The sequence below is a fragment of the Geodermatophilus amargosae genome, from assembly GCF_900116515.1.
Classification (GTDB): domain Bacteria; phylum Actinomycetota; class Actinomycetes; order Mycobacteriales; family Geodermatophilaceae; genus Geodermatophilus; species Geodermatophilus amargosae.
In genome coordinates this window covers 60,150-76,598 of record NZ_FPBA01000026.1, presented here as the reverse complement: position 1 = coordinate 76,598, position 16,449 = coordinate 60,150, and the positions used below count along the sequence as shown (strand labels likewise).

Genomic DNA, 16,449 nt, shown 5'->3' with positions numbered 1-16,449 from the left:
CACTGAGCCATTCCCAGTAACGGTCTCCACGGCGTGTTGATCATGTCGTGCGGTCGTGCATGTGGTGGAGCAGGACCAGAGCGGCGGCGGTGATGGCGCCGATGCGCCAGGGGCAGAGACTGACCCGGCGCAGCGCCTTGAAGCTGGTCTTGAGCAGGGAGTTGCCGCGTTCGGCGGGAGCCCGGACCGCGGCGTGCAGCAGGTTGACGCAGCGCTCGTCCGCAGTCAGCCGGCGCTCGGCGGAGTGCTTGATCGGGGTGGTCAGCGCCTCCCGCTCGCCTTCGTAGCCCAGGTCGGCCAGGGCGGCGTGCTCGGCGTCGGTCCACTCGGCCAGCAGCGGTAACGCCTCGGGATGGGTGCGTAGCGCGGTGGTGTCGTGCTCGCGGCCGGGCCGCACCGGCGAGGTCCAGATCGGCCAGCCGTCGGGCGCGGCGATGACCTGCACGTTGCCGCCGTGGGCGGCGTGCTTGCCCGACCACCACAGATCCACCTGGCGGCCGGATCGGTCGGTCCGGGCGGTCGGGCCGGGAACGTGGCAACGGTCGGTGCGGATAAGCGTGCCGTCCACGGTGACATGCGCATACCCGGCGGCGCGGGCGGCCAGCAGCGCTCCGCGCAGCCCGGGTGCGCGCTCGGCGAGCACGTCGATGCCTTCGTGCAGGTAGCGGTAGGCCGTCGAGCGGCCGATGGCGTTGTCGGCGGCCAGCTGCGCCAGCCGGGTGCCGTCGAGCAACCAGCGCAGCACCAGCACCGCCTGCCGGTAGCAGCCCAGCGCTCGGCGCTTGGGCCGGGTGCGACGTCGGCGCCGGTCGGCGGCCAGCAGCGCCGACACGAACTGCACGGTGTCCTCATCGACCGGGAGCACGGCGGTGTAGATGACAGGATCAGACACAGCAGGACCTCGGGTGAGGAAGACGATCTGTGAGAGGACGTCCCTCCTACCGAGGTCCTGCGTCGTCTCCGGTCATCTGGCCGCCGTCGGCGTGTCGCTTCTGACCTGCGGATCACCCGCTACCGGGAAAGGCTCACTGTCGCTCAGGTCATCCTCGCACCCCTGCGAGTACACCTTTCGCAGCTCGGCCACGTAGTTCGTCTCGTGGGTACCGAGTTCTTCCGGTGGCTCATCGATCGTCGACCGGCTCAGCGCTGGTGTGCCGAAGCGTCCGAGGTGGAACTTCGTCCTAGCATGCGTTTCCAGGGCCTCATGCAGCTCCACCGACCTGAACATCGAAAAATCGGTGGCCTTAGCTCGGTCCCGAACTCGGCCTAGAACGTCGTCTTCGACGTCCTTCATCGGCGATCCGCCGGAGTCCAGGGCAGCGAGGAAGGCGTCGCGCAACTTTGCGGGGGCGCTCAGAAGTCGATTGAGTGTTCCTCCACAGCCCTTCGGAGCCAAAAACAGGTAAGCGTCAGGTAGGACGTAGTCCCCGGCATCAACATGGAGGAAGACCTTCAGCATCTCAGTCCAAGCATCTGCCGGCCGTAACTCGCGGGCGTAGTGCTTGCCTTGAAAGCAGTCCCAAGGACCCTCAAGCCCAAGCTCGGACTTGAACGCGGCGACATCGATGCCCTGGTCGCCGGGGCCACCGAGCCGCTTGACTTGGAAGTAGTCCTCGTCTAGGCCTTGGACCCATTCCTTGATGAACTCCTCCCACTCGTCGCTTGGGTAGAAGTAGATGCGTTGGGCAGGCGGGACCGGTGGCCCCGCAAGAGTGAGCGGCGGCCCGGCTACGGGTTCGGGCAGGTCAGAGAGGATCACCCTGCGGTCGAGGCCATCACTCAGGGCACCCTTTCGTGCGTCAACCATCACTGGTGCAGCACTCTAGGACAGGCCAACGACTCCCTCGGGACGTCAGGCCCGGTTCGGCCTGTCAACGGCAGATGACTGCTCACGTCATGCGCGCGGCGATGTGTCTCCGGCGTAACCCACTCATGACCCACGGAGCGGAAAACACGGGTCATGAAGGGGCTTGACCGAGCCGTCCGGAGGACCTCAGAGCTTCTTCGAATGCCTAACAGGCCGCCCGACCTGCGGTTATGCGTGGAGCGGGTAACCGGGATCAAACCTGCATGGCCAGCTTTGAAGGCTGGGGCACGGGCGCCGTGCGGTCGCGGATTGGTGACGGGCGTCGACCTCGTCGGTGTCTCTAGCCGCCGTCGTCTCCCTCGGCAGGCCATGTGGCGTCTTGGACCTGCTGATCCTCTTCCAGGTTGCGCGACTATCGACTAGGGACTGCCGGGGTGGCTGGACTGGTCGGGTCGTTCCTCAATCGTTCCTCAGCAGGGTCGATCGCGGGCCACCGCGACCAGCAGCTGCCAACGGTGAACCTGCAGGTCAACCGGGATACTCGGCGTCAGCCAACGGTGATCCACATCCCCGGATCCGTCCCCGGCGTACAGGCCGACTCGTCCGTCGCCCCGACCTGGCATGCGGTTCCCGGTCCGCGGGCAGGGCGCTGATTGCTCCCGCGGCGAGGCCCGTGGTGGGATCGCGCCGACGCGACTCCGGGGTCGCGCGAGGCCCCCAGGGAGTCCCCATGGCCGAGGTGCACGGCACCTGCGACGACCGGTTCAGCGGGGTGCGCGACGCGCTCGCCGCGCAGCTGGACGGCGACGAGCTCGGTGCCTCCATCGCCGTCGACGTCGACGGTGAGACCGTCGTCGACATCTGGGGAGGCTGGCGCGACGAGGGGCGGACCACGCCCTGGACGCAGGACACCATCGTCAACGTCTGGTCGACGACCAAGACGGTCACCACCCTCGCCGTGCTGACGCTGGTCGAGAAGGGCCGGCTCGACGTGCACGCCCCCGTCGCGGAGTACTGGCCGGAGTTCGCGGCCAACGGCAAGGCCGACATCCGCGTAAAGCACCTGATGTCGCACACCTCCGGTGTGGCCGGCTGGGACCCGCCGTTCACCGTGCAGGACATGTACGACTGGGACAGCTCGGTCGCGCGCCTCGCCGCGCAGGCGCCGTGGTGGGAGCCCGGTACCGCGTCGGGCTACCACGCGCAGAACCAGGGCCACCTGCTCGGGGAGGTGCTGCGCCGCGTCGACGGCCGGTCGCTGAAGCAGTACGTGGCCGAAGAGCTCGCGGGCCCGACGGGTGCGGACTTCCAGATCGGCGCGAGGCCGGAGGACGAGGGCCGCATCGCGCCGGTCGTCCCCCCGCCGCCGCTGCCGTTCGACCTGGCGGCGCTCGACCCGGCCAGCCCGATGGTCCGCTGCTTCACCGGCCCGGTGGCCGACGCGAGCACGGCCAACACGCCCGCGTGGCGGGCCGCGGACATGGGTGCACTCAACGGGCACAGCAACGCCCGCGGCGTCCTCGACGTGATGAGGGTCGTGTCGCTGGGCGGCGAGGCCGGCGGCGTCCGGCTTCTGTCGGACAAGACGCTCGACCAGGTCTTCGACGTCCAGTCCGACGGTGTCGACCTCGTCCTCGGCGTGCCGTTCCGCATGGGCATCGGCTTCGGGCTCTCGCCGTCCGCGGCCGTGCCCTACCTGCCCGACGGACGGGTCGCCTTCTGGGGCGGCTGGGGTGGCTCCATGATCGTGATGGACCTCGACCGCCGGGTGACGACGAGCTACATGATGAACCGGATGGCACCGGGCATCGTCGGGTCGCCGCGCGCCGAGGCCTACATCGACGCGGTCTACGCCGCTCTCTGAGTCGGTCCGACCACGGCTCGGGCGTCCAGGCCGGCCTGGCGCGGCTGCACGAGAGCTGGACGTCGTCGAGGACCAGGGGCCGGCCCGGCGGCGATGAGTTCCGCCGAGGCTCCCGGTCTGCCTCCCGACACCGGACCGGCGCACCCGAGGAGCACCATGACCGCGATCTACACCTTCGACGTGTTGTGCAGCCTGGACGGCTTCGGCTCCTACGGCGAGGGCGGCGACTGGGGCGGCTACTGGGGCAAGCAGGGCCCGGAGTTCCTCGAGCGCCGTCTCGCCCAGTACCAGGAGGAGCAGCGGCTGGTCCTCGGGGCCAACACCTTCCGGGAGTTCCTGCAGTTCCTGGGCCCGGGCACCGACGAACCGGACGCGGGCGACCCGGTCAACACGCGGATGAAGAGCATGCCGACGACGGTGGTGTCGACGACGCTCGAAGGACCCCTCGACTGGCCGGACGCGACCCTCGTCAGCGGCGACGCGGTCGACGTCGTCGCCCGGCTCAAGGAGGAGTCGGCGGTGCCGTTGCGCTCGCACGGCAGCCTGTCGATGAACCGGGCGCTGATGGCCGCCGGCCTGGTCGACCGGGTCCAGGTGACGGTCTTCCCCGTCATCACCGGCCGGACCGGCACGGACCCGGTCTTCGGCGGTGCGGCCGACTTCGACCTCGACCTGCTCGAGAGCCGGACGCTCGACGGGCGCACCCTGGAGCTCGTCTACCGGCCCACCCTGCACGGCTGAGTGCGCGCCACGGTTCCGCGAACTCCGGGTCAGGGCCGCAGGACCCGGTAGTCCAGGAGCACGATGCCGGAGGGGAACGGCCGGCACTCCATCAACTGGAGCTTCGTGCTCGATGCCATCGCTCCGAAGAAGGGCACGCCGGCTCCGAGGACGACGGGGATGACGGAGACGCTCAGCTCGTCGTCGAGGCCGAGCTCCAGCAGGTGGGTGACCAACTGTCCGCCGCCGTAGACGCAGATGTCCCTGTCGGGCTCGATGTCGGACCGAACCACGTCGATCAGCCGCGTGAGGTCGCCGGCGTAGGGACGCACGTCCGGACCGGCCGGCAGGTCGGCGTCGTGGGTGATGACGTAGGTGGGTACGGCTCCGAGGCCGGCGGTGCCGCCCATCTCCCGGTAGGTGTTGGCGCCGATGACGTAGGCGCCGGTGCGCGCCTCGGTGTCCGTGAAGCCGTAGTCCTCGCCAGGGGCCATGGCGTCGTTGAGCCAGGCCAGGTCCCCGGACGCCGACTGGATGAAGCCGTCCAGGCTGGCCGCCATCCCGGCGAAGACCGTCGCCATGGCCGACGAGCGTAGGCCGGGAGGGCTCACCGGGGCGCGACGTGTCCATCGACTGGACACCGCGGGTGCGATGAGTTCCGAGGTCGGCGCGGGTCCACCCAGGACGTGCACCGACCGGGAAGAGGCATCGAGCGACATGGCGAGACCACAGGACGACCACCTCTGGGCGCTGGCGCACGCCGAGCGGGCCGCGCTGGCGGAGGACCTGTCCGGCCTCAGGGAGACGCAGTGGCGGCACGGCACGCTGTGCGGGGAGTGGGATGTCGAGCAGGTCGTCGCCCACCTCACCGCCGCGGCGAGTGTCGGCCAGCTGCAGTGGCTGCGCAGCATGCTCGGCGCGCGGTTCCGTGCCGACGTGCACAACCAGCGCCGGCTGGCCGAGCACCGCGGCAGCACCCCCGCCGAGACGCTGCAGCGTTTCCGCGCCGTCATCACCAGCACCACCGCACCGTCGGCGCGCACCCCGGCCTACCTCGGGGAGGTCGTGGTGCACGCCCAGGACATCCGCCGGCCGCTGGGGCTCGCCCGGACACCGGACGTCGACGCGCTGACGCCCGTGGCCCGGTTCTTCGCTCGCCGCAACTTCACCGTCGACAGCCGTACCCACGTGGCCGGCCTGCACCTCCAGGCGGACGACGGGCCGTTCGCCACCGGCACCGGCCCCCTGGTGCGGGGATCGACCCTCGCGCTGGTGATGAGCATGGCCGGTCGCGCACCGTACGTCGACGAGCTCGACGGCCCGGGGGTGCCGACCCTGCGGTCCCGCCTCTCCGGCAGCGCAGCCTGACATCCCGCTGACCTCGGGAACCGCGTTGCGTCGCGGTCCGCGACCGTCCTGGCGTCGCCCCTCCGCGGGGCCGGGAGGACGTGCCCCGTCCGCGGCACCGGGTCAGCGGATCGGAGAGGCGGGACGACGTGCCCTGTGAACTCGTGGCGCTCGGCGTCGACGCGCTCGATCCGCCCCGCCTCGCCCGCTTCTGGGGGGACCTCCTGCGCCGGGAGACGGCCGGGGAGTCCGGCGACGGCGTCGCGCTCCTGCCGACCGACGACACCGGGTTCCAGCTCCGGTTCTCCCCGACGCGGCAGCCGAAGACCGCGCAGAACCGGATGCACCTCGACCTGACGAGCACGGCGCTGGAGGACCAGCAGCGGACGGTGGCGCGGGCGCTGGAACTGGGCGGCCGGCACGTCGACGTCGGTCAGCGCTCGGAGGAGGACCACGTGGTGCTCGGCGACCCCGAGGGCAACGAGTTCTGCGTCATCGGGCCGGGCAACCGGTTCCTCGCCGAGTGCGGCTTCGTCGGGGCGCTGGCGTGCGACGGCTCGCAGGCGGTCGGGTACTTCTGGAGCGAGGCGCTGGGCTGGCCGCTGGTGTGGGACCAGGACCAGGAGACCGCGATCCGCTCGCCGCACGGCCCGAAGATCACCTGGGGCGGTCCGCCCCTGATGCCGCGGACGGGGAAGGACCGGCTGCGGTTCGACCTCGCGCTCCCCGCAGGCGCGGACCAGCAGGCGGAGGTCGGGCGTCTCGTCTCCCTCGGGGCCACCCGGATCGACGCCGGCCAGGGCGACGTCGGCCAGAGCGAGGACGGCCGGGTCGAGACGGCCGATCCCGACGGCAACGAGTTCCGTCTGATGACCCCCCGGTAGCGCATCGGACCCGGCGGAGCGCGGCACTCCCGGACCCGGGCCGCCTCGTCCGTCGTCCTCCACCGGCCGCCGGTGCCCTGGGGTCCGCCTGCTCCGTTCCCGTGCGAGCCGGCGATCCGGGGTCCGACCATGCCCATCAGTCCCAGGGCGCTCGAGCCGGCACCGGCCGGCTTCGACGACTGCACCTCGTGCGCCTACCGGACCACGGGGACCCCGGCGATCTGCTTCGCCTGCACCGGCGCCGACAGCCCGGCGCCCGCCGGGACGACCTGCGACGTGTGTGGCCACGTCTCCGACGACCGGGATCCCTGCCCCAACACGGTGTGCGGCCTCGACGACCGCTACTTCTCCCGCCTGTACACCGTGACGGGCAGGGCGGAGGAGATGTGGAGTGCGGTCTACCGGCTCGAGTACGGGGAGGAACGCGACCTGGCCGAGGTCCTCGGACGCGTCCTCGTCGGCTACCTGAAGCACAACCGCGAGGAGCCGGCCGGCTACAACCTCATCACCACCGGCGCCGGCTACGTCGGTCCCCTGGCACACCGGCCCTGGGACCACCTCCACCTGATCGTCGAGGAAGCGCAGCGCCGGACGGACGGATGGCCCTTCGCGCCAGGACTCATCGCCAAGTCGGGACCCACCGGACGGTTCCTCGGCCTCGGCCCGGCGGAGCGCCGGACGATCGCCGAGGGCGAGCTGCGGTCCGCGCTGTCGGTCCCGGAGCCCGAGCGGGTCGCCGGACGGCGGATCCTGGTCCTCGACGACGTGTACTCCGAGGGGTTCTCCCTCCGGGAGACGGCCCGGGTGCTGCTGGGCGCCGGCGCGGCCGGGGTGGCCGGTCTGGTGCTGGCCCGCCGCAAGGGCGGCTGACGGCTCGGGGGACACCCGGTCGGCGGCGTCGGAGGCGATCGTCGCGGAGGCCCGCCGGGACGACGACCTGCCGCTGTACCTGGGCTGCGCCGGGCCGCTGACGAACGGCGCCGCGGCGCTGGAGGCCGCCCCGGACATCGCCGCCCGCCTCACCCCGGTCTGGGTCGGCGGCTCGCTCGACGCCGGGGCGTACGAGTACGACCGGGACACCGACCCGCGCGCCGCCGAGCTCGTGCTCGGCCGGTCCGACCTGGCCGTGTGGCAGCTCCCGCTGGAGACCCACCGGCGGTGTGCCTACTCCGTCGCCGAGCTCGGGCACGACCTGGGCGGCAGCGGCCGGCTGGGCGCCTGGCTGTGGACCCGGTTCGTCGAGCTGCCCCTGCCCGACCGGATCACGCTCGGGGGCGTGGGGCCGCTGGGCGACAGCCCGCCCGTCCTCGTCACCGCGCCGAGCGACGGGTCCAGCACCTGGACGACGACGGAGACGGACCCCGGCGCGGCGGCGCGCCGCGTGTACACCGACGTCGACGTCCGGCTGCTCTTCGGCGACATGCTCGCCCGCCTGCGCCGGCACGAACGGCAGCACGCCGGCTGACCGGCACGCGCCGCCACCGCCGACGGCGCCGTCGGCGGAGACTGCGGGCGTGCGACCGCTGACGAGGAACGAGCTCGCGCTCCTCGACGCACTCCTCCGCCACCCGTTCGACGGTGTCGAGGAACTCCGCGCGCAGGTCCGCGACGTCAGCGCGACACCCGGCTGCACGTGCGGCTGCGGGACCCTCGACCTGCACGTGCCCGACACCGCCCCCCGGTCGTCGGTGGCGAGCCCCGTGCCGCTGGAGGGGACGGTGGTCGGTGCCGGCGGCGAGCCGGTCGGCGGGATCCTGCTGTTCGCCCACGACGGCCGGCTGTCCTGCCTGGAGGTCTACTCCTTCGCCGACTACCCGCTCCCGATGCCGGGTCCGGAGCAGGTGCGCTGGGACCCGCCGCCCGAGCCGTGACGCCGGCGCCCCCGGGTCCCGGACGGCGACCCGCGGGGACGGCTCAGCCGTCGCCCAGCCGACGGAGCCGCTCGCGGAGGTGGCGCTGCTCGGCGACGTTGACCGTCGCGGCGATCGCCCGTCGGTAGGCGGACGCCGCCTCGGCCGTGCGGCCGGCCCGTTCCAGCAGGTGCGCCCGGACGGCGTCGACGCGCGGCAGGCGCGGGTGCGCCGCGGCCAGGGCGTCGAGCGACGCCAGCACGGCCTCGGGGCCGGTGTTCATCGCCTGCGCGACGATCCGGTTCAGGCTGATCGTGGGGTTCCGGCCCCCGGTGGCGCGCTCCAGCAGGGCGTACAGCACCTGGATCTCGGCCCAGTCGGTCGACGCGGTGTCGGTGGCCCGCGCGTGCACGCCGGCGATGCAGGCCTGCAGCAGGTACGGGCCCGGCGAGGCGCCGGGGACGACGGCATCCAGCAGCGCCAGCCCCTCGTCGACCAGCGCCCGGTCCCACCGCGTCCGGTCCTGCTCGTCGAGGGGGACCAGCCGGTCCAGCGGGCCGACCCGCGCCGGGTGGCGGGCCTCGGTGAGCAGCATCAGCGCGAGGAGCCCGGCCACCTCGGTCGACTGCGGGGACGCCTGCCGCAGCAGCCGCGCGAGGTGGATCGCCTCCGCGGCCAGGTCGGCGTCGCGGGCGGGCGCGCCGCTCGTCGTGTGGTGCGCCTCGGTGAGCATGACGTAGAGGACGTCGAGGACCGGCCCGAGCCGTTCGCCGGTGTGCTCCGGTCGCGGGAACCCGCTCCCGTCGTCGGCGAGGCGGCGCTTGGCGCGGGTGATCCGCTGGGCGATCGTCGTCTCGGGCAGCTGGTAGGCGTTGGCGATCTGCGCGGTGGTCAGGCCGGCGACCGCGCGCAGGGTCAGGGCGACCTGCGCGGACCGGGGCAGGTCGGGGTGGCAGCAGAGCTGCAGCAGCAGCAAGGCGTCGTCGCCCCGCGCCGCCTTGCCGGCCAGCGGCGCGTCCAGCCGCGCCACGCGGTCCTCGCGGTCGCGACGGCGGACGTCGCTGCGGACGCGGTCGACGTACCGGCGCCGGGCCGTCGCCGTCAGCCATGCCTGCGGGTCGTCCGGCGGCCGGGTGGCCCACTGGCGGTGCGCGTCCAGGAGCGCGTCCTGGACGGCGTCCTCGCACACGTCGAACTGGGCGCTGCCGTAGGTGCGCAGCAGCCGGCCGAGGGTCTGCGGCGCCAGCTCGCGCCACAGACCCTCGTCGACGCCGGTCCGAGCGCTCACCCGTCGCCCAGGTCGGCGAACACCACCGGCCGGACCTCGAGCGCGAGACCCGGGATCCGCGCGTCGGGGATCTGCGTGGCCAGCTCGACGGCGCGCGCCTCGTCCTCCACGTCGAGCAGGTAGAAGCCGCCCATGAACTCCTTGGCCTCGACGAACGGCCCGTCCGTGACCTCGGGCCGGTCACCCCCGGCGCGGACCACCTTGGACCGGCTCGGGTCCCCGAGCGCCTGGGTGGCGACGAACTCGCCGCTCTCCTTGGTCGCGGCGATGAAGGCCGAGTGGCCCTCCCCGATCACCTGCTGCTGCTCGGGGGTGAGCTGCTCGAGCACGGCCGGGTCGACCTGCATCAGGATCACGTACTTCACGTCGTCCTCCTCGGTGTACGGCGCCCCCTGCGGGCAGCCACCCCGTGGTCGTCACCGACCTCGCGGACACGACACCACGGACGACGGATCCCGACGAGACCCCGCCGTCGCCCCGCCTGCGCGAGGATCGCGCTGCCGCGGGGGGCACCGAGGAGGAACGCCGTGACCGATGCCGGTACGCCAGCGACGACCGGGTACGCGCCGGTCAACGGGTTGCAGATGTACCACGAGGTCCACGGTCCCGAGCCGGAACCGGGTTCGACGCCGGTCCTCCTGCTGCACGGCGCCTACATGTTGACCGGCGACCTCGCCCCGCTGGTGTCGGTGCTGGCGGCCACCCGGCAGGTCGTCGTCCCGGACCTGCAGGCCCACGGCCGCACGGGCGACGTCGACCGGCCCCTCACCTACGAGGGCATGGCCGACGACGCCGCCGGCCTGCTGGCGCACCTCGGCATCGGCCGGGCGGACGTGATGGGCTACAGCATGGGCGGCGCCGCGGCCCTGCAGGTGGCCGTCCGGCACCCCGACGTGGTCCGCCGGCTCGTGGTCGTCTCGGCGACGCACTCGAGCAAGGGCATGCAGCCGGAGCTGCTCGAGATGGTCCCCGGCATCACGCCCGAGATGTTCGCCGGCTCCCCGATGGAGGCCTCCTACCAGGCGCTGGCCCCCGACCCCGGGCACTTCCCGGTCCTGGTCCAGAAGCTCAAGACCCTCGACGAGACCCCCTTCGACTGGCCGGCCGAGGACATCAGCGGGATCGCCGCACCCGCCATGGTCGTGGCCGGGGACGCCGACGCCGTCCGCGCCGAGCACGCGGTCGAGCTCTTCCGCCTGCTCGGCGGCGGGGGCATGGGGGACCTGACCGGCCTGTCCCGGGCCCGCCTGGCGATCCTGCCGGGGTCCACGCACTTCATGCCGCCGGGCAGCGGGGTGCTCGACCGGTTGGACTGGCTGCTGCCGATGGTGCTCGCGTTCCTCGACGAGTCTCCCGAGGGCGCGCCCTGAGCCTCGTGCGCGACCTCGGCTACGAGTTCCGCCCGCCGAACGCGGTGCAGCGGGCGATGCAGGTGGCGGCCACCCCGGCCTGGGCGCTCGACCTGGAGGCCGACCCGCGGGCCACCGTGACCTCCCGCAACCGCACGGTGGAGGTGGTGGCGCGGCCGGCCACCGACGACGAGGTCGAGCAGGTGATGGCCGCGGCGGCGCCGCTCCACCGCGGCTACGCCGCCTACCGCCGCCTACCGCCGCCGCATCGGCGAGCGGGTGCGGCTGCGCGCCTTCCTCCTCGAGCCCGCCTGAGCTCCCGCCTCCCGCCGGTGCGGGTTCCCGGGCGGACGGCCGGGTAGCGGGACGGCATGGACCTGCTCGCCCTGCCCCGTGCCGTGACGGCGTCCGCGCTCGCCCTGGGGACGGCGGTGCGCGGCGCCCGGGTCTTCCACCCCCGCGGGCAGGCGTCGGCCGGCACCGTCCGGACCGACGGCGGTGGCAGCTGGGGCGCCCGGCTCCTCGACGAGGGCGGCCGGCACGACGTCGTCGTCCGCGTCTCGCGCGGGGTCGGGCTGCCCGCGCCGCTGCCCGACGTCGTCGGCCTCGCCGTCCGCTTCGGCGGGCTCGGGAAGGGCGGGGGACCGCTGGACCTGCTGGTCAACACCTCCGGCGGCCCGCCCGGCCTGCGCCACCTGTTCCTGCCGGCGCCGATCGGCCGGACGTTCTCCTCCGTGCTGCCCTACCGCACCGGCAGCGGCCGCACGGTCATGCTGGGAGCGCGCAGCGACGGCGACGGCTGGGAGCTGCTGGCGGCTCCGCTCGCCGGCGGCTGGACCCGGTGGGGACGGCTGACCCTCGGCGCGGCGCTGCCGGACGCGGAGTCCGAGGAGCTGCGGTTCCTCCCGACCCTCGGCGCCGACGACCTGCAGCCGGTGGCGCTGTTCCGCGCCGTCCGCGACCTCTCCTACCGCGAGAGCCAGGCGCTGCGCCCCTAGGACGACCCCGGGTGGACGCTCAGCGTTCCACCGGCCGGCGGTGGTTCGGGCTGTCGGGGTCCAGCAGCGAGTGCTTCCGGCCGTAGGCGAAGTAGATGACGAAGCCGATGAGCAGCCACACCCCGAAGCGCGCCCACGTCTCCCAGGGCAGCTGCCAGATGAGGAACAGCGACGCCAGGACCCCGAAGGCGGGCACGAAGGGCATGAGGGGCAGGCGGAAGGAGCGGGGGGTCTCCGGCCGCGTGTAGCGGAACAGGATGACCGCGACGCAGACGACGATGAACGCCGACAGGATCCCGATGTTCGTCAGGTCGGCGACGGCGCGGATGGGGAAGACGCCGGCGAGCACGGCCGACCCGACACCGGCGATCCACGTCACGCGCTGCGGCGTGCCGCTGCGGTCCACCTTCGCGAACCACGGGGGCAGCAGCCCGTCGCGGCTCATGGAGAACCAGACCCGGGTGACGCCGAGCAGGAACGTCAGCATCACGGTCAGGATCGACAGCACGGCGAAGACCGAGATGATGCTCGCGATCACCGACAGCCCCACGCTCTCGAAGGCCGAGGCGAAGCCGGCGGTGGGGTCGATGTCCCGGTAGTCCTGCATCCCGGTGAGCACCAGCGTGGCAGCGACGTAGAGCAGCATCGCGATGACCAGCGACAGGATGATCGCCTTCGGCATGTGCTTCTTGCCGTCCTCGGCCTCCTCGGCCGCGGTGCTCATGGCGTCGTAGCCGAAGACCGCGAAGAAGACGGTGGCCGCGCCGGTGAGGACCGGGCCGAAGCCCGACGGCAGGAACGGGTCGTAGTTCCCGGCCTCGATGTAGAAGACGCCGAGGCCGATGATGCCGAGGATCAGCAGGATCTTGATCCCGACGGCCACGAGCTCGAACCGGCCGAAGGTCCTCGTGCCGCGGCTGAGGATGAACGTGACGAGCAGGCAGATCAGGACGGCGGGGACGTTGACGACGCCGCCCTCCTCGGCCGACGCGGTGAGCGACGTCGGCAGGGTGATCCCGAGGTTGTCGAGCAGTTCCCCGAGATAGCCGGAGATGCCGATCGCCACGACGGCGACGATGGCGATGTACTCCAGGAGCAGGTCCCAGCCGATGAACCACCCGATGATCTCGCCGAGGGCCACGTAGCCGTAGGTGTAGGCGGACCCGGCCCGCGGGATCATGCCGGCGAACTCGGCGTAGGACAGCGCCGCCGCCGCGGAGGCCAGGCCGGCGATCAGGAAGGCGATGAGCACGGCGGGGCCGACGCCCTCGTTGTCCGCGTCGCCGGCGGCCACGAGTCCCGCCAGCGAGAAGATCCCGACGCCGATGATGCCGCCGACGCCGATCGCGGTCAGCTGCCACAGCCCCAGGCTCTTGGCCAGCTTGCCGCCGGCGTTGCGCTCCTCCTCGTCCTCCATCTGCTCGACCGGCATGCGCCGCCAGATGGAGCGCTGGTCCCGAGTGCTCATGGGCATCCCCTCGTCCTGGGCCCCGTGGAGGAGAGGGTGCTCGCCGCCCGCCGGGTCGGCAAAACGAGCCGTCCGGAGCCGGACGCCGGTCAGCGGCCGTCGGCCCTCCGCTGCCACTCGCGCGGGCTCATCCCGTACGCGCCGCGGAACCGGCGGGCGAAGTGGCTGGCGTCGGCGAACCCGCACGCGCGGGCCACGGCGGCGATCGACCGCTGCCGGCCGGCGGGGGAGGACAGCCGGTTCCGGGCGGCCTCCAGCCGCTGGGTGATCACCTCCTGCTCGAGGCTGGCCCCCGCGCCGGCGTAGGCCTTGTAGAGCTGGCGCACCGAGACCCCGTGCGCCCGGGCGACCGCCGCCGGGGTGAGGTCGGGGTCGCTCAGGTGCCGCGCCACGTGGGCCCGGACGCGCGTCACGAGCGTGTCCTCGCGCACCGCCGGCCCGTGCCGCGGGTCCCCGGCCGCCGAGACCACCAGCGCGCGCACCAGCTCGACGGTCGCGGCGCCGAGGGCGGCGGCGCCCGGGTCGGTCGACAGCTCGGCGGCGTCGTCGGCGATCCGCTGCAGGTGGGCGCGGACCAGGTTGTGCAGCGGGCTGGCCCGCAGCCGCGGCGTCGCCCGGCGGACGACGTCGACCGGCAGGCCGAGCTGGTCGAGGGGCACCAGCAGGGCGCGGGACCCGCCGCCGGTCGTGCAGCCGAACCCGTAGGGCGCGGTCATGTCCACGAGCATCAGGTCGCCGTCCCGGACGAGCTGCTCGTGGCCGAGCTGGGCGAACTCGCCGCGGCCGCGGTGCTGGAAGGCCAGGCACACCACGGGAGCGGCGTCGCGGGCCACGTGCCGCGGGGTGCGCACTATGCTGAAGCGCGTCGCGTCGGTGGCCAGCAGGGCGGCCCTCCCGTAGGGGGGAACAGCTGCATGCGCCCCTGCACCGCCGCGGGTCCTCGCGGTGCTCGACGCGGCAGGCCGCCGACGCCTCCTGCATCGCGGCGCGGAACGCCTCGGCGCGGTCGGCACGGGGGAGCGGGGTGGTGTCGAAGAGCAGCATCGCGCCGTCCTGGTCCTCGGGCAGCTGGCGTCCCCCGTGGACGCCGTCGAGCCTGGCGGAGCGGCGCCGGGACCGGAACCCGCGGGCGTGCAGGCAGGGACCGGAGTCCTGCACGGACGGCCCGGTTGACGGCCGGGCGCGCTGCCAGGCTCCGGCTGACCGGCCACCACCGTCGAGGGAGCGACCGTGACCACTCCGCCGTCCGCACCGGACACCATCGTCCTGATCCACGGCTTCTGGGTGACCCCGCGCAGCTGGGAGCACTGGAAGACGCACTACGAGGGCCGCGGCTTCCGCGTGCTCACCCCGCCCTACCCCGGCTTCGAGGGCGAGGTCGAGGCGCTCAACGCCGGCCCGACCCCGATCGCCGAGGTGACGCTGCCGGCGATCGTCGAGTCCCTGTCCGAGCTGGTGCGCGGGCTGGACCGCCCGCCGATCCTCCTCGGCCACTCCGCCGGCGGCACGATCGTGCAGCTGCTGCTGGACCGGGGTCTCGGCGCGGTGGGCGTGGTGCTCAAACTCGGCGCCGACCGAGGGCGTGACCGTGGTGCCGCTGTCGCAGCTGCGCTCGACCTGGGCGGTGCTCGAGAACCCGGCCAACCGGCACCGCGCCGTCGGGCTGACCGAGGAGCAGTGGCACTACGCGTTCACCAACACGTTCGGCGACGAGGAGTCCCGGGCGCTCCACCGGCGCTACCACGTACCGGCGTCGGGCCGGATCCTGTGGAACTCGGTGCTGGCCAACCTGATGCCCGGCCCGCAGGACGCGCAGGTGGACTACGCGAACGACGCGCGGCCGCCGCTGCTGTTCGTGTCCGGCGGCGAGGACCACATCATGCCGCCGGCGGTCCAGCGGTCGAACGCCCAGCACTACCGCGGCGACACCGTGACCGAGGTGCGCGAGTACCCCGGCTACGCCCACCTGCTGCCCGCGCAGGCCGGCTGGGAGCGGATCGCCGACGAGGTCCTCGACTGGGCGCTCGCCCACGCCACGGGCCCGCGGCCGCAGGTCGGCGCGCAGTGACCGACGCGTGAGGCTCACGCACGTCGGCGGGCCGACGCTCCTGGTCGAGGTCGCCGGCCGCCGGCTGCTCACCGACCCGACCTTCGACCCGCCGGGGCGGCACTACTCCTTCGGCTGGGGCACCGGGTCGACGAAGACGGCTGGGCCGGCGCTGTCCCCGGCCGACGTCCTGCCGGTCGACGCGGTGCTGCTCACCCACGACCACCACGCCGACAACCTCGACGACGTCGGCCGGGCGCTGCTGGCGCAGGTGCCGGTCGTGGTGACGACCGGCTCCGGTGCGCGCCGGCTCGGCGCCGGGGCGCGCGGGCTGCGGCCCTGGCAGTCCACGGTGCTCGACGGGCGGGGCCGCCCGCCGCTGGGGGTGGTCGCCACCCCGGCGCGGCACGGCCCGCCGCTGAGCCGCCCGGTCGTCGGCGACGTCGTCGGGTTCGCGGTGCGGGAGCCGGGCCGGACCGACGGCGTCCTGTGGATCTCCGGCGACACGGTCGCCTTCGGCGGGCTCCGGCAGGTCGCCGAGCGGCTGCGGGTCGACGTCGCCGTGCTGCACCTCGGCGGTGTCCGCTTCCCGGTCAGCGGGCCGGTGCGGTACTCGATGACCGGTCGGCAGGCCGCGGCCGTGGTCCGGTTGACCGCGCCGCGGGTCGTCGTGCCGGTGCACCACGAGGGCTGGAGCCACTTCCGCCAGGGCCGGGAGGGCGCCGAGCGCGACCTGGCCGCCGCGCCGGAGGAGGTCCGCCGGCGGGTCCGCTGGCTCGAGGCGGGCGTCCCCACCCACGTCTGACGCGGAGCCGTCCCTGCTGGCC

19 protein-coding genes are annotated in these 16,449 nt (G+C 73.4%); 12 read left to right on the top strand and 7 right to left on the bottom strand.

Annotated elements, in window-relative coordinates; translation table 11 throughout:
• Positions 1-40: 40 nt before the first annotated feature.
• Positions 41-865, bottom strand: a complete 825-nt coding sequence (locus tag BM414_RS24070; protein ID WP_175551767.1) for a transposase family protein — start codon at positions 863-865, stop codon at positions 41-43.
• Between the two features lie 99 nt (positions 866-964).
• Positions 965-1,759 (bottom strand): hypothetical protein, encoded by a 795-nt coding sequence (locus BM414_RS24065; protein ID WP_139246020.1) that lies wholly within the window; start codon positions 1,757-1,759, stop codon positions 965-967.
• 778 nt (positions 1,760-2,537) lie between these two features.
• Between BM414_RS24065 and BM414_RS24060 the strand changes: the two genes are divergently transcribed.
• Entirely contained in the window at positions 2,538-3,671 is a 1,134-nt protein-coding gene (locus BM414_RS24060) for a serine hydrolase domain-containing protein (RefSeq protein ID WP_093583706.1), read from the top strand.
• Positions 3,672-3,827: 156 nt separating this feature from the next.
• Positions 3,828-4,412 (top strand): dihydrofolate reductase family protein, encoded by a 585-nt coding sequence (locus BM414_RS24055; protein WP_093583704.1) that lies wholly within the window; start codon positions 3,828-3,830, stop codon positions 4,410-4,412.
• A gap of 29 nt (positions 4,413-4,441) precedes the next feature.
• On the opposite strand, the gene BM414_RS24050 is transcribed toward BM414_RS24055, so the two are convergent.
• Positions 4,442-4,972, bottom strand: a complete 531-nt coding sequence (locus BM414_RS24050; RefSeq protein ID WP_093583702.1) for a dihydrofolate reductase family protein — start codon at positions 4,970-4,972, stop codon at positions 4,442-4,444.
• Positions 4,973-5,108: 136 nt separating this feature from the next.
• On the opposite strand from BM414_RS24050, the gene BM414_RS24045 reads away from it, so the two are divergent.
• From BM414_RS24045 to BM414_RS24025, 5 genes are all read left to right on the top strand, one after another.
• Positions 5,109-5,759, top strand: a complete 651-nt coding sequence (locus BM414_RS24045) for a maleylpyruvate isomerase family mycothiol-dependent enzyme (protein ID WP_093583700.1) — start codon at positions 5,109-5,111, stop codon at positions 5,757-5,759.
• Positions 5,760-5,887: 128 nt separating this feature from the next.
• A complete protein-coding gene (locus BM414_RS24040) occupies positions 5,888-6,622 on the top strand; it encodes a VOC family protein (RefSeq protein ID WP_093583731.1) in 735 nt (244 codons plus the stop codon).
• Between the two features lie 129 nt (positions 6,623-6,751).
• The gene (locus BM414_RS24035; protein WP_093583698.1) at positions 6,752-7,492 is read left to right on the top strand and encodes a hypothetical protein; all 741 of its coding nucleotides are present in this window, start codon (positions 6,752-6,754) and stop codon (positions 7,490-7,492) included.
• Positions 7,493-7,724: 232 nt separating this feature from the next.
• The gene (locus BM414_RS24030) at positions 7,725-8,087 is read left to right on the top strand and encodes a hypothetical protein (RefSeq protein ID WP_175551774.1); all 363 of its coding nucleotides are present in this window, start codon (positions 7,725-7,727) and stop codon (positions 8,085-8,087) included.
• 49 nt (positions 8,088-8,136) lie between these two features.
• On the top strand, positions 8,137-8,493 hold the full coding sequence (locus tag BM414_RS24025; protein WP_093583695.1) for a hypothetical protein: 357 nt from the start codon (positions 8,137-8,139) through the stop codon (positions 8,491-8,493).
• Between the two features lie 43 nt (positions 8,494-8,536).
• On the opposite strand, the gene BM414_RS24020 is transcribed toward BM414_RS24025, so the two are convergent.
• Positions 8,537-9,760: an RNA polymerase sigma factor gene (locus BM414_RS24020; RefSeq protein ID WP_093583693.1), complete on the bottom strand. Its 1,224-nt coding sequence runs from the start codon at positions 9,758-9,760 to the stop codon at positions 8,537-8,539.
• Positions 9,757-10,125: a YciI family protein gene (locus tag BM414_RS24015; protein WP_093583692.1), complete on the bottom strand. Its 369-nt coding sequence runs from the start codon at positions 10,123-10,125 to the stop codon at positions 9,757-9,759. The genes BM414_RS24020 and BM414_RS24015 overlap by 4 nt, the downstream gene beginning before the upstream one ends.
• A 162-nt stretch (positions 10,126-10,287) precedes the next feature.
• Between BM414_RS24015 and BM414_RS24010 the strand changes: the two genes are divergently transcribed.
• From BM414_RS24010 to BM414_RS24000, 3 genes are read left to right on the top strand one after another with little or no spacing between them, the layout of a single operon-like run.
• Positions 10,288-11,130, top strand: coding sequence for an alpha/beta fold hydrolase (locus tag BM414_RS24010; RefSeq protein ID WP_217644913.1), 843 nt, complete (start codon positions 10,288-10,290; stop codon positions 11,128-11,130).
• 5 nt (positions 11,131-11,135) lie between these two features.
• A complete protein-coding gene (locus BM414_RS24005) occupies positions 11,136-11,471 on the top strand; it encodes a nitroreductase/quinone reductase family protein (RefSeq protein ID WP_093583690.1) in 336 nt (111 codons plus the stop codon).
• Positions 11,472-11,480: 9 nt separating this feature from the next.
• Positions 11,481-12,107: a hypothetical protein gene (locus tag BM414_RS24000; RefSeq protein WP_093583688.1), complete on the top strand. Its 627-nt coding sequence runs from the start codon at positions 11,481-11,483 to the stop codon at positions 12,105-12,107.
• Positions 12,108-12,126: 19 nt separating this feature from the next.
• Here BM414_RS24000 and BM414_RS23995 read toward each other — a convergent pair whose 3' ends face one another.
• Both BM414_RS23995 and BM414_RS31520 read right to left on the bottom strand, forming a co-directional pair.
• Positions 12,127-13,575, bottom strand: coding sequence for an amino acid permease (locus BM414_RS23995; protein WP_093583727.1), 1,449 nt, complete (start codon positions 13,573-13,575; stop codon positions 12,127-12,129).
• Between the two features lie 89 nt (positions 13,576-13,664).
• Positions 13,665-14,837, bottom strand: coding sequence for a helix-turn-helix domain-containing protein (locus tag BM414_RS31520; RefSeq protein WP_093583686.1), 1,173 nt, complete (start codon positions 14,835-14,837; stop codon positions 13,665-13,667).
• Here BM414_RS31520 and BM414_RS31940 point away from each other — a divergent pair.
• Together BM414_RS31940 and BM414_RS23980 are read left to right on the top strand one after the other, a co-directional pair.
• A complete protein-coding gene (locus tag BM414_RS31940; RefSeq protein WP_425432374.1) occupies positions 14,806-15,654 on the top strand; it encodes an alpha/beta hydrolase in 849 nt (282 codons plus the stop codon). The genes BM414_RS31520 and BM414_RS31940 overlap by 32 nt on opposite strands.
• Positions 15,651-16,427 (top strand): MBL fold metallo-hydrolase, encoded by a 777-nt coding sequence (locus tag BM414_RS23980; RefSeq protein WP_093583684.1) that lies wholly within the window; start codon positions 15,651-15,653, stop codon positions 16,425-16,427. Before BM414_RS31940 ends, BM414_RS23980 begins: the two co-directional genes overlap by 4 nt.
• The last annotated feature ends 22 nt before the right edge of the window (positions 16,428-16,449 follow it).

Bases quoted from the DNA above. Each gene is read 5' to 3' on its own strand.
- BM414_RS24050 (WP_093583702.1), bottom strand. From the start codon at position 4,972: ATGGCGACGGTCTTCGCCGGGATGGCGGCCAGCCTGGACGGCTTCATC.
- BM414_RS24000 (WP_093583688.1), top strand. From the start codon at position 11,481: ATGGACCTGCTCGCCCTGCCCCGTGCCGTGACGGCGTCCGCGCTCGCC.
- BM414_RS24035 (WP_093583698.1), top strand. From the start codon at position 6,752: ATGCCCATCAGTCCCAGGGCGCTCGAGCCGGCACCGGCCGGCTTCGAC.
- BM414_RS24045 (WP_093583700.1), top strand. From the start codon at position 5,109: ATGGCGAGACCACAGGACGACCACCTCTGGGCGCTGGCGCACGCCGAG.
- BM414_RS23995 (WP_093583727.1), bottom strand. From the start codon at position 13,575: ATGAGCACTCGGGACCAGCGCTCCATCTGGCGGCGCATGCCGGTCGAG.
- BM414_RS31520 (WP_093583686.1), bottom strand. From the start codon at position 14,837: ATGGTGTCCGGTGCGGACGGCGGAGTGGTCACGGTCGCTCCCTCGACG.
- BM414_RS24055 (WP_093583704.1), top strand. From the start codon at position 3,828: ATGACCGCGATCTACACCTTCGACGTGTTGTGCAGCCTGGACGGCTTC.
- BM414_RS24060 (WP_093583706.1), top strand. From the start codon at position 2,538: ATGGCCGAGGTGCACGGCACCTGCGACGACCGGTTCAGCGGGGTGCGC.